This is a genomic window from Micromonospora sp. NPDC093244 (genome assembly GCF_040683695.1).
Taxonomy (GTDB): domain Bacteria; phylum Actinomycetota; class Actinomycetes; order Mycobacteriales; family Micromonosporaceae; genus Micromonospora.
Genome location: NZ_JBFBEO010000001.1, coordinates 749,579 through 768,033 on the forward strand (window position 1 = coordinate 749,579; position 18,455 = coordinate 768,033).

The following is an 18,455-nucleotide window of genomic DNA, read 5'->3' on the forward strand; positions in this document are numbered from 1 at the left end:
TTCATGATCAACCCGGTGGGCGGCGGGGTGGGGGACTAGGTCGGGCGGCGGGCGGCGTGCGCCCGGGCGGTCAGCTCGGCCGCCAGGGCCCACGCCTCGGCCACGTCCCGGTCCTCGGCGGCGGCACCCGCCCCGCCGGCGGTGTCCGCATGGACGGTGGCCAGCCCCAACCGGCGCTGCACCGGCCCCTGCACCACCCGCACGCTCTGGATCCGCGCGTACGGCACGATCACCAACTGCCGGGTGAGCAGCCCCGAGCGGGTCGCGAACACCCGGTCGAACAGACCCGCGCCGAGCGCTCCCCGGCCCAGTGGGTGCACCCAGCGGGTGCGGGGCGGCGGTGGGGTCAGCGCGAGCCCGTCGAGGCGTACGCCAGGCAGCACCTCGGCGACGATCGTGGCCGCCGTCGGCAGGTCACCCACCGGCAGCAGCCGGTCCGGCCGGTTGCGGTCGTCGGCCTCGGCGAGCGAGTACCCGGCCACCTCCAGCCGCAGCCGCAGCCAGCCGTTCACCCGCCACAGCAGCGGCCAGGTGGCACGCACCGTCTGCACCCGTTCCAGCGGCACGGTCTGCGCCCGGGTCTCCAGCAGGCCGTTGTGCACCCGCAGCGTGCCGCCGTCGCGGCCCAGCCGGAAGTTCCAGTCGTCCAGGACCCGCCGGATCGGCTGCAGCAGCACACCCGCCATCGCGGTCACCGTGCTGGCCACCGCGACGAACGACCACGACCCGGCGGTGAGGAACTGCACGACGACGAAGGCCACGCCGAACGGGAGCAGGAACGCCTGCGGCGTGAGCAGTTGACTGACCAGCAGGTCCCGGTTGCGTACCGCGTGCAGGGGCCGACCCGGCACGACAGCCGGGGCCGGTCCGGCCGTGGTCGAGGGCGCGGCGTCCGGCGCGGACGGCTGGGCCACCCGGCCGGCCAACGCCAGCAGCCGCTCGCGCAGCCGGGCCGCGTCGGCCACCCCGAGGTACGCCAGCGGCGCCTCCGTCTTGCCCCCACCGACCACCTCCAGCCGCAGCTCGGCCAGGCCGGTGAGCTGGGCGAGCAGCGGCCGGACCACCTCCACGGCCTGCAGACGCTCCAGCGGGATCGCCCGCGTACGCCGCCAGAGCAGCCCCTCGTGCACCCGCAGTTCGCGGCCCACCACGTGGTAGCCCGTGTTGTACCAACTGATCACCGACAGCACTGTGGCGCCGAGCGCCAGCACCGCCACCATGGCGGCGAACCACCCGAAGCCGACCCGGGACAGCGTCGACCAGGACAGCCCGGCGATCACCACGACCAGCGACTTGGCGCCGTGCAGCGCCGGGCTCAGGGGGTGCAGACGCTGCCGTGGCTCGGCGTCGACACCCGGTGGCGGCGTCGGCCAGGTGTGGGGGACGGTGTGGTGCGGCGGCGCGCCGACGGGCGGCTCGGCCGGGTGGTCGCTCATCGCGGCGGCCTCCGACGCTTGCCGGCTCGGGGCGTCACAGCCCCTCCGCCCGGTCCTGGCCGAGGGCGGTGAGTCGGTCGCGCAGCCGGGACGCCTCCGCCGGGCGTAGCCCGGGCACCCGCGCGTCGCTCGCCGCTGCCGCCGTGTGCAACTGCACGGTGGCCAGGTCGAAGGCGCGTTCCAACGGCCCGGCGCTGACGTCGACGAACTGCATCCGCGAGTACGGGACGATGGAGAGCCGCCGGACCAGCAGCCCGTGCCGGACGAGCAGGTCGTTCTCCCGTTCGGCGTACCCCCAGGCCCGGACGGCGCGGACGATCGCCACGGCACGCCACAGGCCGAGCACCGCGACGACGGCGAGGGCGAGCCCGAACAGCCAGTGGCCGCTCAACGCCCAGCCGACCGCCGTGACCGCCAGCCCGATGGCCACCACGATCGCCAGCCGGATCAGCTCCACCCAGATCAGGTCCGTGGAGATCGACTGCCACTGGACCGTGTCCGGCCAGGGCTCCAGCGGCCCGCGCCCCACCGGCCCGGGCGGTAGGAGGCCGGGCGCCGGCAGGTCGGGCGCGTGCTGATCGGTGGTGGGACCCGGCCGGTGCCCGGGCGGCGGAAGCGCGCCCGGTGGCAGGGGGGCGGGCGACGAGACGTCGGGCGCGGTGGGGTCCGGGCCGAGCGTGCCGGGCGCCGGGAATGCGCCGGGCGGCGGCTCGACGGCCGGTGGGGCGCCCGGAGCGGGCGGCTGGGACGGAAAGGTGGGGCCGGGGGAAGCCGGTGGGTCGCCGCTCACATGTCGAGGGTAGGCGATCCTGGCACCGCGGTGACGGCGCGCAGGAAGCCGCGGGCGTCCAGGAAGTCGCCGAGAGTGCCGCGATGGTCGGCGCAGGCGAGCCAGGTCTTGCGGCGGTCGGCGTCGTGCAGGCGCGGATTGTTCCACTCCAGGGCCCAGACGGCGGCGGCGCGGCACCCTCGTGCCGAGCAGACCAGGGGCTCATCGGCCGGGGAGGGGATGCTCATCGCGGCCAGTCTAGGGCGACGCGACGGAGAGCTTGAGCGCCGGGCGGCCACGGGGGGAGCCGCCCGGCGACGGGGTGAATCGTACACGCGGCAGGCGGGTCCGTGTCCACCCGTCACGGGCGATTCGGCCGTCGAGGACGGCGCGGCGAAAATCGGCTTCTCCCCCCCTCGACACTCAGGAAGGCGTGCGAGTCTTGATACCGCACCAGCCGCGACGACAAACGAACGCTGTGGAGGACCGGTGGCCCAGCCGACCACGCCCGACGCTCCGACGCCGAACGGGGCGTCGGCCCCGGAGAAACCCGCTCCGGTGACGACTCCCGCGCAGGACGCCAGCCTGCTGGAGAAGGCGCTGTTCGAGATCAAACGGGTGATCGTCGGGCAGGACCGGATGGTGGAGCGGATGTTCGTCGCGCTGCTCGCCCGCGGTCACTGCCTGCTCGAAGGGGTGCCCGGGGTGGCCAAGACCCTGGCCGTGGAGACCCTCGCCACTGTCGTCGGCGGGTCGTTCGCCCGGGTGCAGTTCACCCCGGACCTGGTGCCCGCCGACATCATGGGCACTCGGATCTACCGGCAGTCGAGCGAGAAGTTCGACGTGGAGCTGGGCCCGGTCTTCGTCAACTTCCTGCTCGCCGACGAGATCAACCGGGCGCCGGCCAAGGTGCAGTCGGCGCTGCTCGAGGTGATGAGCGAGCGGCAGGTGTCCATCGGTGGGGAGAGTCACCGGGTGCCCGACCCGTTCCTGGTGATGGCCACCCAGAACCCGATCGAGCAGGAGGGCGTCTACCCGCTGCCGGAGGCGCAGCGGGACCGGTTCCTCATGAAGATCGTGGTGGGCTACCCGACGGACGCCGAGGAGCGCGAGATCGTCTACCGGATGGGCGTGGCCGCGCCCGAGCCGACGGCGGTGTTCGACACCCCCGAGCTGATCGCGCTGCAACGCAAGGCCGACCAGGTGTTCGTGCACAACGCGCTTGTCGACTACGCGGTACGCCTGGTGCTGGCCACCCGCGCCCCCGCCGAACACGGCATGCCGGACGTCGCCCAGCTGATCCAGTACGGGGCCAGCCCCCGCGCCTCGCTCGGGCTGGTCCGGGCCACCCGCGCGTTGGCGCTGCTGCGTGGCCGCGACTACGCCCTGCCGCAGGACGTGCAGGACATCGCCCCGGACATCCTGCGGCACCGGTTGGTGCTCAGCTACGACGCGCTCGCCGACGACGTGCCGGCCGACCACATCGTGCACCGGGTGATGTCCACCATCCCGCTGCCGGCGGTTGCTCCCCGCCAGCAGGCCACCCCGTCGACAGCCCCGCCGCCGGGCGCCGGCTGGCCCGGGCAGCGCCCGTGACCTCACCCACCCCTCGCCCCGCCCCTCTCGCTGACCGCAGTGAGGCGGTGCTGTCCCGGCTCCAGTTGCTCGTCACCCGCAAGCTCGACGGCCTCCTGCAGGGCGACTACGCGGGCCTGCTCCCCGGTCCGGGCAGCGAGGCGGGGGAGTCGCGCGAGTACCGGCCCGGGGACGACGTACGGCGGATGGACTGGCCGGTCACCGCACGGACCACGACGCCGCACGTGCGGCGTACGGTCGCCGACCGGGAACTGGAGACCTGGCTGGCACTTGACCTGTCGGCAAGCCTCGACTTCGGCACCGGGCAGTGGCTCAAACGCGAGGTCGTGGTGGCAGCAGCCGCCGCCATCACCCACCTGACCGTGCGGGGCGGCAACCGCATCGGCGCCGTGATCGGCACCGGCGGCGGCGCGTCCGCCCCGGCCCGACGCTGGCGGGGCGGACCACCGCCGCCCGGGCCGGGAGTGCTCACCCGGCTGCCCGCCCGCTCCGGCCGCAAGGAGGCCCAGGGCCTGCTGCGTGCCGTCGCCGGCACCGCCATCCAACCCGGCCGGGGCGACCTGGGCGCCCTGATCGAGATGCTCAACCGCCCGCCCCGCCGTCGCGGCGTGGCAGTGGTGGTCTCGGACTTCCTCGCCCCGGCCGAGCAGTGGTCCCGGCCGATGCGCAAGCTGCGCGTACGACACGACGTGCTGGCGATCGAGGTGGTCGACCCGCGCGAGTTGGAGCTGCCCGACGTGGGGGTGCTGCCGGTGGTCGACCCGGAGAGTGGTGAGCTGCACGAGGTGCAGACCGCCGACCCGCGGCTGCGGCAGCGCTACGCCGAGGCTGCCGCCGCCCAGCGGGCCGCGATCGCCGCCGCGCTGCGCGGTGCCGGCGCGGCCCACCTGCGTCTGCGTACCGATCGAGACTGGCTGCTGGACATGGTGCGTTTCGTCGCCGCGCAGCGGCACGCGCGTACCCGGGGGACGACACGATGATCCGTTTTCTGCAACCGTGGTGGCTGCTGGCCGTGCTGCCGGTGCTCGCCCTCGCCGCGTTCTACGTCTGGCGGCAGATGCACCGCCGGGCGTACGCGATGCGGTTCACCAACGTGGACCTGCTGCGTACGGTGGCGCCCAAGGGGCTGGGCTGGCGTCGGCACGTGCCGGCGACGGCGTTCCTGCTCTGCCTGCTGGTGCTGGCCACCGCGCTGGCCCGGCCCGCCGTGGACACGAAGGAGCCGCTGGAGCGGGCGACCGTGATGCTCGCCATCGACGTGTCGCTGTCGATGCAGGCCGACGACGTGGCGCCGAACCGGCTGGAGGCGGCGCAGGAGGCGGCCAAGCAGTTCGTCGCCGAGCTGCCGGAGAGCTACAACCTGGGCCTCGTGTCGTTCGCCAAGGCCGCGAACGTACTGGTGCCGCCGGGCAAGGACCGGGACGCGGTGACCGCCGCCATCGACGGTCTGGTGCTGGCCGAGGCGACCGCGACCGGCGAGGCGGTGTTCACCTGCCTGGAGGCGATCCGGTCGGTGCCGGCCGACGGCGCGGCCGGCATCCCGCCGGCCCGGATCGTGCTGCTCTCGGACGGGTTCCGCACGTCCGGCCGGTCGGTGGAGGAGGCGGCGGCCGCCGCCCAGGCGGCGAACGTGCCGGTCTCCACAATCGCGTTCGGCACGGACACCGGTCAGGTCGACATCGGTGGGCAGCTCCAGCGGGTGCCGGTGGACCGGCTGGCCCTGGCCGAGCTGGCCGAGACCACCGAGGGCTACTTCTACGAGGCGGCCTCGGTGAGCGAGCTGAAGCAGGTCTACCAGGACATGGGCAGCTCGATCGGCTTCCGGACCGAGCCCCGCGAGGTGACCCAGTGGTACGCGGGGGTGGCGCTGCTGCTGGCGCTCTGCGCGGGTGCGCTCAGCCTGCTCTGGTCGTCACGGATGCTCTGAGGCGCCGGCCGGCGGTGGTCAGTGACCGCCGCCGGCCAGCACGAAGACGACGGCCACCCAGACGGCGGCGAGGGTGAAGCCCAGCGGGGCGACGTAGCGGCTCATGGACGGCTCCGGGTGGCGGCTGGACGGTCCGCGGGGCAGGGCGGACCGCAGGGGGTGGGGACGCGCACACGAAGTCGTGACCGGGCGGCTCCCGGCGACCGTCCGGAGGATCGGACGGCGCGGCGCACGCACCCCGGTGTGGGCCGGGGCGGTGGGGGAGCGGAGCGGGGTCAGCTCGCCAGACTGAGTCGTGGCTCAGCGGGGCTGACCATCGGCCCGGCCACGACTGGGAGGATCGCTATCTCGCACAGCGATCACCTCCTGCAAGTCGGCCCGGCCGGAACGTCGATGATCGTACACCCGAGGTGTCGGACGGAAGCACCGGCCGGTCGACACGCGCGACGACACCCGCGAGCACCGCCACCGAGCCGAGCGCCAGCGGCGGGGTCCACGGCCACGACTGGTCGGCCGGCGCGTTGAACGTGCACACCAGCAGGGCCAGCACCGTCAGCCGCCAGGCCAGCAGCGGACGCCGGGGCAGCGCCAACAGCGGTGCCACGGTCATCGCCGCGAACAGCACCGCGATCGGCGTCGGCAGGCCCCAGTCGCTCTCCACCGTCACCGTGATCCAGAAGAGACCGAGGGCGGCGAGCAGGCCGACCGGGCCGGCATGGCGGGCCAGCCCGGGCCAGCAGCGGCCGGCCGGGCGGGGCGTCCGGGCCCAGCACTGTCTGCCGCAGGGCCCGCAGGACCACGACGATCGGTTGCCGGTTCACCACCGGGAGGCTACGGGCCAACCCCCGGTCGGGGCGTGCCACCAGGGGTTGATCCCGGTGTCGTACCCCGGTGTGGCACGACTCCCGTTAGCGCTTACCTGCCGGTAACGCCTAGGCTCCGACGCGTCCGTGCTGACCATTCGCAAGGGGGAACAGTGGCCCGTACCGTGCTGGTGACCGGGGGCAACCGGGGAATCGGCCTGGCCATCGCGCAGGCCTTCGCCAAGCAGGGCGACCGGGTGGCGGTCACCCACCGCAGCGGCGAGCCGCCGGAAGGGCTGTTCGGCGTACGGGCCGACGTCACCGACGCGACCTCGATCGACGCCGCGTTCACCGCTGTGGAGGCCGAGCTGGGCCCGGTCGAGGTGCTTGTCGCAAACGCCGGCATGACCGACGACACGCTGCTGCTGCGGATGACCGAGGAGCAGTTCACAGGTGTGGTGGACACCAACCTCACAGGCGCGTTCCGGGTCGCCAAGCGGGCGTCGGGCAAGATGCTGCGGGCCAAGTGGGGTCGCATGATCTTCATCTCCTCGGTGGTCGGCCTGTCCGGCGGAGCCGGCCAGGTCAACTACGCCGCCAGCAAGGCCGGCCTGGTCGGCGTGGCCCGTTCGATCACCCGGGAGCTGGGCAGCCGCAACATCACCGCGAACGTGGTGGCGCCCGGCTTCATCGACACCGACATGACCGCAGGCCTGTCCGACGACCGCAAGGCGGAGATCCGCAAGTCGATCCCGGCCGGCCGGATGGCCAGCCCCGACGAGGTCGCCGCAGTGGTCACCTGGCTGGCCTCGGACAGCGCCGGGTACGTCTCCGGCGCCGTCATCCCGGTCGACGGCGGCCTCGGCATGGGCCACTGACCCTTTCTGACTACGGAGGAAACCCCGCATGTCCGGACTGCTCGCCGGTAAGCGACTGCTCGTCACCGGTGTCATCACCGACGCCTCGATCGCCTTCTCGGTGGCGAAGCTCGCCCAGGAGAACGGGGCGCAGGTCGTGCTCACCGGCTACGGCCGGCTCTCCCTGGTCGAGCGGATCGCCAAGCGGCTGCCCGAGCCGGCGCCGATCATCGAGGTGGACGTCACCAACACCGAGCACCTCGCCGGCCTCGCCGACCGGGTCCGCGAGCACGTCGACGGCCTCGACGGCGTCGTGCACTCGATCGGGTTCGCCCCGCAGAGCTGCCTCGGCGGCGGCTTCCTCGACGCGCCGTGGGAGGACGTGGCGACCGCCCTGCACGTCTCCACCTTCTCGTACAAGTCGCTCGCGATGGCGGCGCTGCCGCTGATGTCGCCGGGCGGCGCGGTGGTCGGCCTGACCTTCGACGCGACGAAGGCCTGGCCGGTCTACGACTGGATGGGCGTGGCCAAGGCCGGCCTGGAGTCCGCGTCCCGCTACCTGGCGATGCACCTGGGCAAGCAGGGCATCCGCAGTAACCTGGTCGCCGCCGGGCCGCTGCGCACCATCGCCGCGAAGTCGATCCCCGGCTTCGACCAGTTCGAGGACGCCTGGACCGAGCGTGCCCCGCTGGGCTGGAGCCTCACCGACCAGGAGCCCGCCGCGAAGGCCTGCCTGGCGCTGCTGTCCGACTGGTTCCCCGCCACCACCGGCGAGATCGTGCACGTCGACGGCGGCTACCACGCCATCGGCGCCTGACGTTCCCGACGACGCCCCCGGTCTCGTCCGTGTGATCCACGCGGTCCAGACCAGGGGCGTCGCCTGGCGCTCCCGGCCGACCGGCAAGAATGACCCCATGTCGTACGACGCGGTGGTGCTGGTGTCCTTCGGTGGGCCGGAGCGGCCCGAGGACGTGATGCCGTTCCTGCAGAACGTGACACGTGGCCGAGGTGTGCCGCCCGAGCGGCTGGCCGAGGTCGCCGAGCACTACCAGCACTTCGGCGGGGTGTCCCCGATCAACCAGCAGTGCCGTGACCTGCTGGCCGCCGTCCGCGCCGACTTCGCCGCGCACGGTCTCGACCTGCCCGTCTACTGGGGCAACCGCAACTGGGACCCGATGCTCGCCGACACGGTGACGCAGATGCGGGACGAGGGGGTGACCCGGGCGCTGGCGTTCGTCACAAGCGCGTACGGCGGGTACTCGTCCTGCCGGCAGTACCAGGAGGACATCGCCGCCGCCCGGGCCGCGGTGGGCCCGGACGCGCCGGTGATCGAGAAACTGCGCCAGTTCTGGGACCACCCGGGCTTCGTCGAGCCGCACGTCGACGCCGTCCGGACCGCCCTGGGTCAGCTGGACCCGGCGAAGCGGGACAGCACCCGGCTGGTCTTCACCGCCCACTCCATCCCCAGCTCGATGGCCGCCAATGCCGGGCCGCACGGCGGCCGGTACGAGGCGCAGCTGCGCGAGAGCGCCAGGCTGGTCGCCGAGGCCGCCGCCCCCGACCTGCCGTACGACCTCGTCTGGCAGAGCCGCTCCGGCCCGCCGCACGTGCCGTGGCTGGAACCGGACATCAACGACCACCTGACCACCCTCGCGCAGGACGGCACCACGAGCGTGGTGGTCAGCCCGATCGGGTTCGTCTCCGACCACCTGGAGGTGGTGTGGGACCTGGACACCGAGGCGCTGGAGACCGCCAAGCAGCTCGGTCTGGACTTCGTCCGCGCCGCCACACCGGGCACCGACCCGCGCTTCGTGACAATGGTCCGTGAGCTGGTCACCGAGCGCACCGATCCGGACGGCGCGCAGCTGCGACGCCGCCTCGGCGAGCTGCCGATGTGGGACACCTGCCCCACCGTCTGCTGCGTGCCGACCCGTCGCCCGACGCCTGCTGGGAGCACCGATGCATGACCGCAAGCCCGTGCAGAGCTGGCTGACCGACATGGACGGCGTGCTGGTGCACGAGGGCCAGCCGGTGCCTGGCGCGCCGGAGTTCGTCAACCGGCTGCGCGCCTCCGGCAAGCCGTTCCTGGTGCTCACCAACAACTCGATCTACACCCCTCGGGACCTGACGGCCCGGCTCAGCCGGATGGGGCTGGACGTGCCGGAGGAGTCGATCTGGTCGTCCGCGCTGGCCACCGGGCAGTTCCTCGCCGACCAGCGGCCGGGCGGCACCGCGTACGTGATCGGCGAGGCCGGGCTGACCACGGCGCTGCACGCCGTCGGGTACGTCCTCACCGACTTCGCCCCGGACTACGTGGTCCTCGGTGAGACCCGCACCTACAGCTTCGAGGCGATCACCAAGGCGGTCCGTCTGATCAACGACGGGGCCCGGTTCATCTGCACCAATCCCGACGTGACAGGCCCGTCCGTGGAGGGCGCGCTCCCCGCCGCCGGCTCGGTCGCCGCCATGATCTCCAAGGCGACCGGGGTGGAGCCGTACTTCGTCGGCAAGCCGAACCCGATGATGATGCGCTCGGCGCTGAACACGATCAACGCGCACTCGGAGAGCACCGCGATGATCGGTGACCGGATGGACACCGACATCCTGTGTGGTCTGGAGGCCGGGTTGGAGACCATCCTGGTGCTCACCGGGATCAGCAGCCGCACCGAGGCGGAGCGCTACCCGTACCGCCCGTCCCGGATCATCAACTCGGTAGCGGACCTGCTCGACGAGGTCTAACCCACCCCACCCCACCCCACCCCCCGTCCCGCGATCTTGCACTTGCTGTCGCGACACGAAGGGCATTCCCCCTCATATCGACGACGGAAACTGCAAGATCGGCGACGGCGGTGGTGGGGCGCGGGGGTTCGCGGGGATGGTTTGGTCAGGGGCGTAGGGGGGCGTTGCAGGCGGCCACCAGGGCCTGGCGGCAGGCGGCGGTGAGTGGTCGCAGCGCCGCGTCCCGTTGCTGCGCCTCATAGTTGTTGATCGCGCCGCCGGGCGCGGAGTGCCCGGCCAGCGCGAGCACCCGGTCGAGCACCGCGGCCCGGGCGAAGAGCCGACGGGCCCTCGGGTCGAACCCTGGTGGCAGGTCGGTGGTGCCGTCGGGGCGGCGTAGCGCGGCCAGCGCGCCTGCCAGCTCGGGCCGCCACTGGGCGACGTCGAGGCGGGTCAGCGCGGCGGTCGTCTCGGCCAGCGCGGCGGCCAGCTCGGCCTCCGCCTCGGCGGCGCCGGGCAACGAGAGTGACGCGGCGGGCGCGTTGGCCGGCAGCGGGTACACCCGCCACAGGACGGTTTCGAAACAGTCCCCGGAGCCGGAGGTGTGCGAGCGGACCTCCGGGATCAACCCGAGCCCGCCGGCGACCACCGCCTCACCCGCCACCAGCGCCGCGCCGGCGAAGTCGCCGGGGCCGGGCAGACCCCGGGGGTCGCCGGGTGCGGGCAGCACCAGGCGGATCTCGTCGGGGGAGATCTTGGCCAGGGTGGGCAGCGCGGCGCCCAGCGGGACGTCGGTCCAGGTGCCCGGGGCGTCCGCGACGAGATGTTCCTCGTCACCGGCGATGGCGTCGGCGACCTCGTCGTACGGCACCAACCCGGCTCGCCACGCGCGCACCCAGGCAACGAACCGGCTCGACCGGCGCGGCGCGAGTGTGGCCGCGCCCGTTGCGGGGGTGGACATGCCGAAAGGGTACGTGGTCACGACCGGCCCTGTCTCGACTGCCGCTCCGGCCGCCCTGCGTGCCCCGAACTGCCCGGGTCCGTGCCGGGAACGATCTCGCCCGACCCGGTGCTGGTCACCGTTGCCTCCCTTGAAGAAACGGAACGATGTTCCGGGCGGCTCGAATCCACCTCGTGACGTACGCGGTGTGTCGGGGGACCGGGGTGCTGGCGCGGGAGTTAGCGTGATCGACATGGCGGGGCGATACGGCGAGGACGTGTTGGCGGGGGACTGGCGGCGGCGCAAGGTCACCCCCGAGGTGGACGCCGAACCGGACCTCGTGGTGGAGGACGCCGACTCCGGTTTCTGCGGTGCGGTGGTCGGCTTCGAGGCCGGCGCCGTCGTCCTGGAGGACCGGCACGGCAAACGGCGCAACTTCCCGCTGCTGCCGGCGGCGTTCCTGCTCGACGGCAGCCCGGTCACCCTGCGCCGCCCCATCCGTGCCCCGGTGCCGGCGGCCCGCCGACGTACCGCGTCCGGTTCGGTTGCCGTGGACAACGTCCGCGCCCAGGTCGCCAAGGCCAGCCGGATCTGGGTGGAGGGCATCCACGACGCCGCGCTCGTCGAATGGATCTGGGGCGACGACCTGCGGATCGAGGGCGTCGTGGTGGAGCCGCTGGACGGCATCGACGCGCTCGACGCCGACGTCCGCGACTTCGGCCCCGCACCGACCCGGCGACTGGGCGTCCTCGTCGACCACCTGGTGCCCGGCAGCAAGGAGAGCCGCATCGTGGCCCGGGTCACCTCGCCGTACGTGCTGGTGACGGGCCATCCCTATGTGGACGTCTGGCAGGCGGTCAAGCCGGCGGCGCTTGGTATCGCGGCGTGGCCCGTGGTGCCGCCGGGGCGACCGTGGAAGGAGGGGGTCTGCGCGGCCCTCGGGGTGGCCGAGCCGGCCGACATGTGGCGGCACATCCTGTCCCGCGTGAACAGCTTCGCCGACGTGGAGACCCCACTGATCAACGCCATGGAACGCCTCATCGACTTCGTCACGGAAGCGCCCTGACGGCCCGACCCGTCAGGTGGCGGGTCAGGGGACCTCGTCGGGACTGCGCGTGAAGACGAACGTGGCGATGTCGATCGCCACCGCCCGTCCGTCGTCGTCGCGCCGCACCGTCAGGATCTCGCCGTTCTCCGGGCCGGACCGTCCCCGCCAGCGGTCCGGTCCCTCGGCGGTGAACCGGCTCACCCGCTCCCCGCGTACGTGGGCGACCAGGTCACCGGCGTCCCAGCTCAGGTCCAGCGACGTGCCCATCCACCACCAGCGGCCGGTCAGCTCGGTCAGGCCGGCGGCAGGCGTGGCGGTGGCCGGCCGCCACGGCTGCGCGAACGCCGGCTCGGCGTCCAGCACCGTGGTCAGCAGTTGGCGGCCGAGCCCGGTGATCGGGAAGCCGTACGAGTTGGCGAAACCGACAACGGCGGTACGGGTCGGCCGGTGCACCGTGAGGGCGGCCACGTACCCGGGCATCGAGCCGCCGTGCCCGACGTACACGCGTTCCCCATCGCGGTAGAGCTCCAGCCCCAGGCCGTGCCCGCCGGTCCAGGAGTCGAGATCGCTGATCACCACGGGGGCGCACATCTCGGTGAGCGTGGCGGGGGCCAGCACCGACGGGTCGGGGTCGGCGAGGAAGGCCGCCCACCTGCCCAGGTCCTCGATCGTCGACCAGAGCTGTCCGGCGGGGGCCATCGCGCCGGTGTCGGTACGGGGCTCCTCGCGCAGCGTGCCGTGCCAGGGGTGGACGACGTAGCCGCGGGCGTACGGCTCGGTGGCCGTGTACGTGGTGCGGCGCATGCCCAGCGGGGTGAGGATCCGCTCGTCGAGCAGGTCGTTCCAGGGTGTCCCGGTGAGCCGTTCGAGCACTCCGCCGAGCAGCCCGTACGCCAGGTTGGAGTAGTGGTACGCGGTGTGCGGCGGATAGGCGATCTTGTCGGTGGTCACTGTCGCGAGCAGGGTCGCCAGGTCGACGCCGGCCGCCCGTTCCCACCAGTCGCCCTCGGGTTCGCGTTGCATGCCGCTGGCGTGCCCGAGCAGCTGACGCAGGGTGAGCGAGCCGACGGCGGTGCCCGGCAGGTGTTTCTCCAACTGGTCGTCGACGCTGAGGCGGCCGGCGTCGCGCAGCTGCATGATCAGCGTCGCGGTCATCGTCTTGCTTATCGATCCGACCCGGTACTGCAGGTCGCTGCCCGGGCGGGGGTGTTCGCCGGCGGCGGCCAGGTGGACGAGCGTGCCGTCACGGAACACGCCCAGCACCAGTGACGGGGTACGACCGTCGATCTGTGCCCGGGCGACCTGGTCGTCGATCTGTCGGGCGGTCGCCTGCAGCAGGGTCACGGGGATCTCCTCGTTCGGCCGGCGGATTCGGTGGACGGCTGTCACTGCGCCGAGCGTACTGATCATCACGGGTGGGCTGCTCGTGCATTAACGTGTCACCCTTGCGGTGTGGACGCCGTGGTGTGGATCGTTTTGGGTGTGGTACTGGCGGTCGCCGAGATCTTCACGACGACCCTCTTTCTGATCATGTTCGGGGTCGGTGCGTTCGCCGCCGCGGGCGCTGCCGCCCTGGGCGCGCCGGTGGCCGTGCAGGCGCTCGTCTTCGCGGTGGTGTCGGCGCTGAGCCTGGTGGTCGTCCGACCGGTCATCCGGCGGCACGGCCGGTCCGCACTGGAGAGCGGCGAGCAGCCGTTCGGCGTGGAGGCGATCGAGGGCTCCACGGCCCTGGTGCTGGAACGGGTGGACGCCGAGCAAGGCCTGGTCAAGATTGACGGGGAGCTGTGGACGGCCCGGTCGTACGACACGACGCAGACTTTCGAGCCCGGTCAACGGGTTCGGGTGATAAAGGTCCGGGGCGCGACAGCCCTGGTATGGCAGGACGATGTTTCTTCCGCCGGCGAGCTGCCGGAAGCGAGAGGGTGAACGCATGACGGTCATCGGAGTGCTGATCATCGCGGTGGCGTTGATCGCCGTGATTACGCTGGCCAAGGCGGTGCGGATCGTGCCGCAGCAGCGCCAGGACGTGGTGGAACGGCTCGGCAAGTACAAGCGCACGCTGAACCCCGGCCTCAACCTGCTGGTGCCGTTCATCGACGCGGTGCGCACCAAGGTCGACATGCGCGAGCAGGTGGTCAGCTTCCCGCCGCAGCCGGTGATCACCTCGGACAACCTGGTGGTCTCGATCGACACCGTCCTCTACTTCAAGGTGGTCGACTCGGTCCGGGCCACCTACGAGATCTCCAGCTTCCTGCAGGCCATCGAGCAGCTGACCGTCACCACCCTGCGTAACGTGATCGGCTCGCTGGACCTGGAGCGCGCGCTGACCAGCCGGGACGAGATCAACAGGCACCTCTCCGGTGTGCTCGACGAGACCACCGGCCGCTGGGGCATCAAGGTCACCCGGGTCGAGATCAAGGCGATCGAGCCGCCGGCCAGTATCCGTGACTCCATGGAGAAGCAGATGCGCGCCGAGCGGGACCGTCGCGCGGCGATCCTCACCGCCGAGGGCCACAAGCAGTCGGTGATCCTCACGGCCGAGGGTGACAAGCAGTCCGCGGTGCTGCGGGCCGACGGTGACCGGCAGGCCCGGATCCTGCAGGCCGAGGGTCAGGCGAAGGCGATCCGGACGGTCTTCGACGCGATCCACCAGGCGAACCCGAGCCAGAAGGTGCTCGCCTACCAGTACCTCCAGGCGCTTCCGCAGATCGCCCAGGGCAGCGCCAACAAGGTCTGGATCGTCCCGGCCGAGCTGACCAAGGCCCTGGAGGGCATGGGTGGCGCGCTCGGCGGGCTGAGCCAGATGGTGGGGGACCTGCCCGCGCCGGAGGCGGCCGAACACGCGAGCCAGGTCGAGCGCGAGGCCGCGCAGGCGGCGCAGGCCGCGGCGGATGCCGCCCAGCAGATCCACGACGAGGTACGCGTCGCCGAGGCGCAGGCCACCGGCGGCAACAAGCCGCAGGGGCTGCCCGCGCCGGAGCCGGTCTCGCCGGCCAGCCTGGTCAACGACCCCGCCGACCAGCGCGAGCGCGGCTGATCAGTACCCCGGCCGCCACGGCGGCTAAATACGAGAAATGCTCATGGGGCGCTCCGACGCCTGCCACGATCGGTCCTAGGACGGGTGGTGACCAGGCAATCGGGGCGCCCCGGCGCGTCTCGCACCGCTCGCGGACGAGCGAGGTGACGCATGAAGGATCCGGCGAATCGGATGTGGTCCTCGGCCCCCGTGCCCGGCGCGCACGACCCGGTCGCCCCGCTGGGCTCCCGACGCAGCGGCGGCGGATTCGGCGTCCTGCCGTTCGTCGGTGAGCCGACCCCGGCCGGCCCGGCCACGAACGCCAGCTGGGCCTGGTCGATACGCCGGTTCGCGCGGGCCGCGGTGTGGCTGCTGCCCGCGTACGCCATCCTCTACGGCGCGGTGGCGATGGCAAGCGACGGAGGGGTGGGCAACGACCCCTATCCGGCCGACGGCCGGGCCGCGTACCTGATCGGCTGGGTGGCCGCGGTCTGGCTCGGCCTGCTCGCGCTCCTGGCGCTCACCGGGCTGCTGGCCGCGACCCGCAGCCGCCGGGTGGCCGCCGCCGGGCTGCTGGTGAGCATCGCCGGCACGGTACTGATGCTGCCGTTCGCCGGGCTCGCCGAGCAGACGCCGGTCTTCGGCACCACCGCGCGTTCGCTGGTGCTGCTCGGGGCGACCTTCTACAGCGCGGGCTGGTTCCTGACCGGGTGGGCGGTGGCTCGTTCCGGCGCGTTCAGCCTCGGTGACGGCGTCATGCTGATCATCGCCGCGCCGCTGCTCGGCCTCGGAGGGGCGCTGATCGGCTCCCTCCAGACCTTCGGCGCGATCTTCGTCCTGGTCGCCGGGATCGGCATCGGCTACCGCTCCGGCCGCCTGATGCCCCGCGAGACGGCACGCGACGCCGCCTCCGCCAGCCTCACCACCCCAACCCCCTGACCCACCGGCGCCCAACCCTTTCCGGTGATCATGAGGTTGGCGGGCGATTCCGTGATCAAAGCTCCGGCCAACCCCATGATCACCGAGATGCGGGGGTGAGAGTTGGCTGGTGGGGAGCCGTGAAGTTGGTGACAGTCGGGCCGCCGGGGTGGTCGGTTGGTGTTTTTTGTGGCAATCCTGGGTTGCATGGCCGCCCCCCGCTCGCCGCTGTCGCGGCTGTTCACCGTGCTGCTCGCCGGCCTTCTGGCCGGGTTGGTCCTGGCAGTCGCCGCACTGCCGGGCAACCTGCTGCTCGGGTTCGCCGCGCGCTCGGCGCTCGGGTCGTACGCCGCGTTGCCCGACTCGCTGCGCACCCCGGCCACCCCGCAGCGGTCGTACCTCTACGCCAACGACGGCAAGACGCTGATCACCACGTTCTACGACGTGAACCGCACCGACGTCGCGCTGGAGGACATCGCCCCGGTCATGCGCCAGGCCATCGTGGCGGCCGAGGACCGGCGCTTCTACGACCACGGCGGCGCTGACCTGCGCGGCCTCGCCCGGGCGCTGGTGGCGAACGTCAAGGGCGGCGGCACCGAGCAGGGCGGCTCGACGCTCACCATGCAGTACGTCCGCAACGTCCTCAAGACCGACCCCGCCCGCTCCGCCGAGGAGCGGGCCGCCGCGACCGACCCCACAATCGGGCGCAAGATCCAGGAGATCCGGTACGCGGGCGCGTTGGAGAAGAGCCTCGGCAAGGACGAGATCCTCGACAGGTACCTGAACATCGCCTACTTCGGCTCCGGCGCGTACGGGATCGCGGCGGCCAGCCAGCGCTACTTCGGCAAGGTCCCGGCGCGGCTGACCCTCGCCGAGTCGGCGCTGCTCGCGGGCCTGGTGCAGTCGCCTGACGCGTACAGCCCCATCGACGGCGACAGGGACGCGGCGCTCGCCCGCCGGTCGTACGTGCTGGACTCGATGGTCGCCACCGGGGCGGTCACCGCCGCCCAGGCCACGCAGGCCAAGGCGGAGCCGCTGACCCTGCGCCCCACCGCGCAGCCCAACGGCTGCACCGCCGTGTCCCAGGGCCACGACGACTGGGGTTACTTCTGCGACTACCTGCGGCGCTGGTGGCTGACCCAGCCGGCGTTCGGGGCCACCGTGGCCGAGCGGGAGCAGGCCCTGCGCTCGGGCGGCTACACCGTGGTCACCTCGTTGGACCCCAAGGTCCAGGCCACCGCACAGCAGCAGGCGACGAAGGTCTACGGGTACGGCAACAAGCGCGCCCTGCCGATCGCCGCCGTGCAACCGGGCACCGGTCGGGTGTTGGCGATGGCCGTGAACAGGCACTACAGCCTCGCGGACAACCCGGCCGGCCAGGCGAACTACCCGAACACCGTCAACCCGCTGATCTCCGGCGGGGCCAGCGTCGACGGGTACCAGGCGGGGTCGACGTTCAAGCTGTTCACGATGCTCGCCGCGCTGGAGTCGGGCCGTACGCTCTCCACCGGCTTCGACGCGCCCGCCAAGCTGCCGACCCGGTACCCGGCCGAGGGGCCGGGCAGTTGTGACGGCCGCTGGTGCCCGGCCAACGCCAACCCGGACTGGATGGACGGGTACCGGATGATGTGGGACGGCTTCGGCCGCTCGGTGAACACCTACTTCGTCTGGCTGGCCGAGCAGGTGGGCCAGGACAAGGTGGTCGAGATGGCCCAGCGGCTCGGCATCACGTTCCGCGCCGACTCGGACGCCGCGTTCGCCAAGGACAACGCCGCGAACTGGGGTTCTTTCACCCTCGGCGTGGCAGCCACCACCCCGCTGGACCTGGCCAACGCGTACGCCACGGTGGCCGCCGAGGGCACCTACTGCACGCCGCTGCCTGTGGTCTCGGTGACCGCCGCCGACGGCGAGAAGGTGCCGGTGGGGGAGCCGTCCTGCAAGCGGGTCCTGGACGCCGACGTGGCCCGCGCCGCGACCGACGCCGCCAGGTGCCCGGTGGGGCAGCAGTCGCCGTACGGGCAGTGCAACGGCGGCACCGCCACAGGTGTCGACGACATCCTGGACGGTCGACCGGTGGCCGGCAAGACGGGCAGCTCGGAGCAGAACTCCACCGAGACGTTCGTCGGCTTCACCCCGCAGGTCGCGGTGGCCGGCATCGCCGCCAACCCGGACGACCCGGCCGACTCGGTGGGTTCAGCGGTGCAGTCGAAGGTGATCGACGCGGTCGCCCGGGTCATCGCCACAGCCGTGAAGGGTCAGCCGGAGAAGGCGTTCGCCGCGCCCAGCCGTGAGCTGGCCGGTGAGCCCCGCCGCCCTGTCGAACGCGCCCCAGTGGTGCCGGACCGCCAGCCCACCCAGGACCCGCGCAGCGCCCTCCAGCGCTGGCTGGACCGCCGCGGCTGACCTCGCGACACGACGGCGCCTCCC

General features: G+C 72.6%; 18 protein-coding genes. 12 read left to right on the forward strand and 6 right to left on the reverse strand.

The features are described 5' to 3' along the window. Positions 1-35: 35 nt before the first annotated feature. The 3 genes from AB0N27_RS03480 to AB0N27_RS03490 form a co-directional block, all read right to left on the reverse strand. The gene (locus AB0N27_RS03480; RefSeq protein WP_364362785.1) at positions 36-1,436 is read right to left on the reverse strand and encodes a PH domain-containing protein; all 1,401 of its coding nucleotides are present in this window, start codon (positions 1,434-1,436) and stop codon (positions 36-38) included. Positions 1,437-1,470: 34 nt separating this feature from the next. Continuing rightward, on the reverse strand, positions 1,471-1,998 hold the full coding sequence (locus AB0N27_RS03485) for a PH domain-containing protein (RefSeq protein ID WP_364366012.1): 528 nt from the start codon (positions 1,996-1,998) through the stop codon (positions 1,471-1,473). A gap of 224 nt (positions 1,999-2,222) precedes the next feature. Continuing rightward, entirely contained in the window at positions 2,223-2,453 is a 231-nt protein-coding gene (locus tag AB0N27_RS03490) for a hypothetical protein (protein WP_357989361.1), read from the reverse strand. Between the two features lie 241 nt (positions 2,454-2,694). On the opposite strand from AB0N27_RS03490, the gene AB0N27_RS03495 reads away from it, so the two are divergent. Genes AB0N27_RS03495 through AB0N27_RS03505 form a run of 3 tightly spaced genes read left to right on the forward strand, consistent with a single transcriptional unit; the run spans position 2,695 to position 5,728 of the window. After that, the gene (locus AB0N27_RS03495; RefSeq protein WP_364362786.1) at positions 2,695-3,801 is read left to right on the forward strand and encodes a MoxR family ATPase; all 1,107 of its coding nucleotides are present in this window, start codon (positions 2,695-2,697) and stop codon (positions 3,799-3,801) included. Further along, positions 3,780-4,781, forward strand: a complete 1,002-nt coding sequence (locus AB0N27_RS03500) for a DUF58 domain-containing protein (protein WP_364366015.1) — start codon at positions 3,780-3,782, stop codon at positions 4,779-4,781. The genes AB0N27_RS03495 and AB0N27_RS03500 overlap by 22 nt, the downstream gene beginning before the upstream one ends. Continuing rightward, positions 4,778-5,728, forward strand: a complete 951-nt coding sequence (locus tag AB0N27_RS03505; protein ID WP_364362787.1) for a VWA domain-containing protein — start codon at positions 4,778-4,780, stop codon at positions 5,726-5,728. The genes AB0N27_RS03500 and AB0N27_RS03505 overlap by 4 nt, the downstream gene beginning before the upstream one ends. Positions 5,729-6,071: 343 nt before the next feature. On the opposite strand, the gene AB0N27_RS03510 is transcribed toward AB0N27_RS03505, so the two are convergent. Then, positions 6,072-6,395, reverse strand: a complete 324-nt coding sequence (locus AB0N27_RS03510; protein WP_364362788.1) for a hypothetical protein — start codon at positions 6,393-6,395, stop codon at positions 6,072-6,074. Between the two features lie 309 nt (positions 6,396-6,704). Between AB0N27_RS03510 and fabG the strand changes: the two genes are divergently transcribed. The 4 genes from fabG (at position 6,705) to AB0N27_RS03530 (ending at position 10,127) form a co-directional block, all read left to right on the forward strand. Next, positions 6,705-7,409, forward strand: coding sequence for a 3-oxoacyl-ACP reductase FabG (gene fabG / locus AB0N27_RS03515; RefSeq protein ID WP_364362789.1), 705 nt, complete (start codon positions 6,705-6,707; stop codon positions 7,407-7,409). Between the two features lie 28 nt (positions 7,410-7,437). Next, on the forward strand, positions 7,438-8,205 hold the full coding sequence (gene fabI / locus AB0N27_RS03520) for an enoyl-ACP reductase FabI (protein ID WP_364362790.1): 768 nt from the start codon (positions 7,438-7,440) through the stop codon (positions 8,203-8,205). A gap of 97 nt (positions 8,206-8,302) precedes the next feature. Then, positions 8,303-9,355: a ferrochelatase gene (locus tag AB0N27_RS03525; RefSeq protein ID WP_364362791.1), complete on the forward strand. Its 1,053-nt coding sequence runs from the start codon at positions 8,303-8,305 to the stop codon at positions 9,353-9,355. Next, positions 9,348-10,127 (forward strand): HAD-IIA family hydrolase, encoded by a 780-nt coding sequence (locus AB0N27_RS03530; protein ID WP_139587782.1) that lies wholly within the window; start codon positions 9,348-9,350, stop codon positions 10,125-10,127. Before AB0N27_RS03525 ends, AB0N27_RS03530 begins: the two co-directional genes overlap by 8 nt. A gap of 145 nt (positions 10,128-10,272) precedes the next feature. On the opposite strand, the gene AB0N27_RS03535 is transcribed toward AB0N27_RS03530, so the two are convergent. Continuing rightward, entirely contained in the window at positions 10,273-11,067 is a 795-nt protein-coding gene (locus AB0N27_RS03535; protein WP_364362792.1) for a hypothetical protein, read from the reverse strand. 232 nt (positions 11,068-11,299) lie between these two features. On the opposite strand from AB0N27_RS03535, the gene AB0N27_RS03540 reads away from it, so the two are divergent. After that, positions 11,300-12,112 carry a DUF3097 domain-containing protein gene (locus AB0N27_RS03540; protein ID WP_364362793.1) on the forward strand — a complete coding sequence of 271 codons (813 nt, stop codon included), beginning with the start codon at positions 11,300-11,302 and terminating at the stop codon, positions 12,110-12,112. A 24-nt stretch (positions 12,113-12,136) separates the two neighbouring features. On the opposite strand, the gene AB0N27_RS03545 is transcribed toward AB0N27_RS03540, so the two are convergent. Continuing rightward, the gene (locus AB0N27_RS03545; RefSeq protein ID WP_364362794.1) at positions 12,137-13,438 is read right to left on the reverse strand and encodes a serine hydrolase domain-containing protein; all 1,302 of its coding nucleotides are present in this window, start codon (positions 13,436-13,438) and stop codon (positions 12,137-12,139) included. Positions 13,439-13,546: 108 nt separating this feature from the next. Between AB0N27_RS03545 and AB0N27_RS03550 the strand changes: the two genes are divergently transcribed. From AB0N27_RS03550 to AB0N27_RS03565, 4 genes are all read left to right on the forward strand, one after another. Continuing rightward, positions 13,547-14,020 carry an NfeD family protein gene (locus tag AB0N27_RS03550; RefSeq protein ID WP_364362795.1) on the forward strand — a complete coding sequence of 158 codons (474 nt, stop codon included), beginning with the start codon at positions 13,547-13,549 and terminating at the stop codon, positions 14,018-14,020. A gap of 4 nt (positions 14,021-14,024) precedes the next feature. After that, positions 14,025-15,131: an SPFH domain-containing protein gene (locus tag AB0N27_RS03555; protein ID WP_364362796.1), complete on the forward strand. Its 1,107-nt coding sequence runs from the start codon at positions 14,025-14,027 to the stop codon at positions 15,129-15,131. A gap of 150 nt (positions 15,132-15,281) precedes the next feature. Then, positions 15,282-16,049 carry a hypothetical protein gene (locus tag AB0N27_RS03560; protein WP_364362797.1) on the forward strand — a complete coding sequence of 256 codons (768 nt, stop codon included), beginning with the start codon at positions 15,282-15,284 and terminating at the stop codon, positions 16,047-16,049. Positions 16,050-16,235: 186 nt separating this feature from the next. Next, positions 16,236-18,431, forward strand: a complete 2,196-nt coding sequence (locus tag AB0N27_RS03565; RefSeq protein WP_364362798.1) for a transglycosylase domain-containing protein — start codon at positions 16,236-16,238, stop codon at positions 18,429-18,431. Positions 18,432-18,455 lie beyond the last annotated feature (24 nt).

Bases quoted from the DNA above. Each gene is read 5' to 3' on its own strand.
- AB0N27_RS03480 (WP_364362785.1), bottom strand. From the start codon at position 1,436: ATGAGCGACCACCCGGCCGAGCCGCCCGTCGGCGCGCCGCCGCACCAC.
- AB0N27_RS03490 (WP_357989361.1), bottom strand. From the start codon at position 2,453: ATGAGCATCCCCTCCCCGGCCGATGAGCCCCTGGTCTGCTCGGCACGA.
- AB0N27_RS03505 (WP_364362787.1), top strand. From the start codon at position 4,778: ATGATCCGTTTTCTGCAACCGTGGTGGCTGCTGGCCGTGCTGCCGGTG.
- fabI (WP_364362790.1), top strand. From the start codon at position 7,438: ATGTCCGGACTGCTCGCCGGTAAGCGACTGCTCGTCACCGGTGTCATC.
- AB0N27_RS03525 (WP_364362791.1), top strand. From the start codon at position 8,303: ATGTCGTACGACGCGGTGGTGCTGGTGTCCTTCGGTGGGCCGGAGCGG.
- AB0N27_RS03530 (WP_139587782.1), top strand. From the start codon at position 9,348: ATGCATGACCGCAAGCCCGTGCAGAGCTGGCTGACCGACATGGACGGC.
- AB0N27_RS03535 (WP_364362792.1), bottom strand. From the start codon at position 11,067: ATGTCCACCCCCGCAACGGGCGCGGCCACACTCGCGCCGCGCCGGTCG.
- AB0N27_RS03540 (WP_364362793.1), top strand. From the start codon at position 11,300: ATGGCGGGGCGATACGGCGAGGACGTGTTGGCGGGGGACTGGCGGCGG.
- AB0N27_RS03555 (WP_364362796.1), top strand. From the start codon at position 14,025: ATGACGGTCATCGGAGTGCTGATCATCGCGGTGGCGTTGATCGCCGTG.
- AB0N27_RS03560 (WP_364362797.1), top strand. From the start codon at position 15,282: ATGAAGGATCCGGCGAATCGGATGTGGTCCTCGGCCCCCGTGCCCGGC.
- AB0N27_RS03565 (WP_364362798.1), top strand. From the start codon at position 16,236: ATGGCCGCCCCCCGCTCGCCGCTGTCGCGGCTGTTCACCGTGCTGCTC.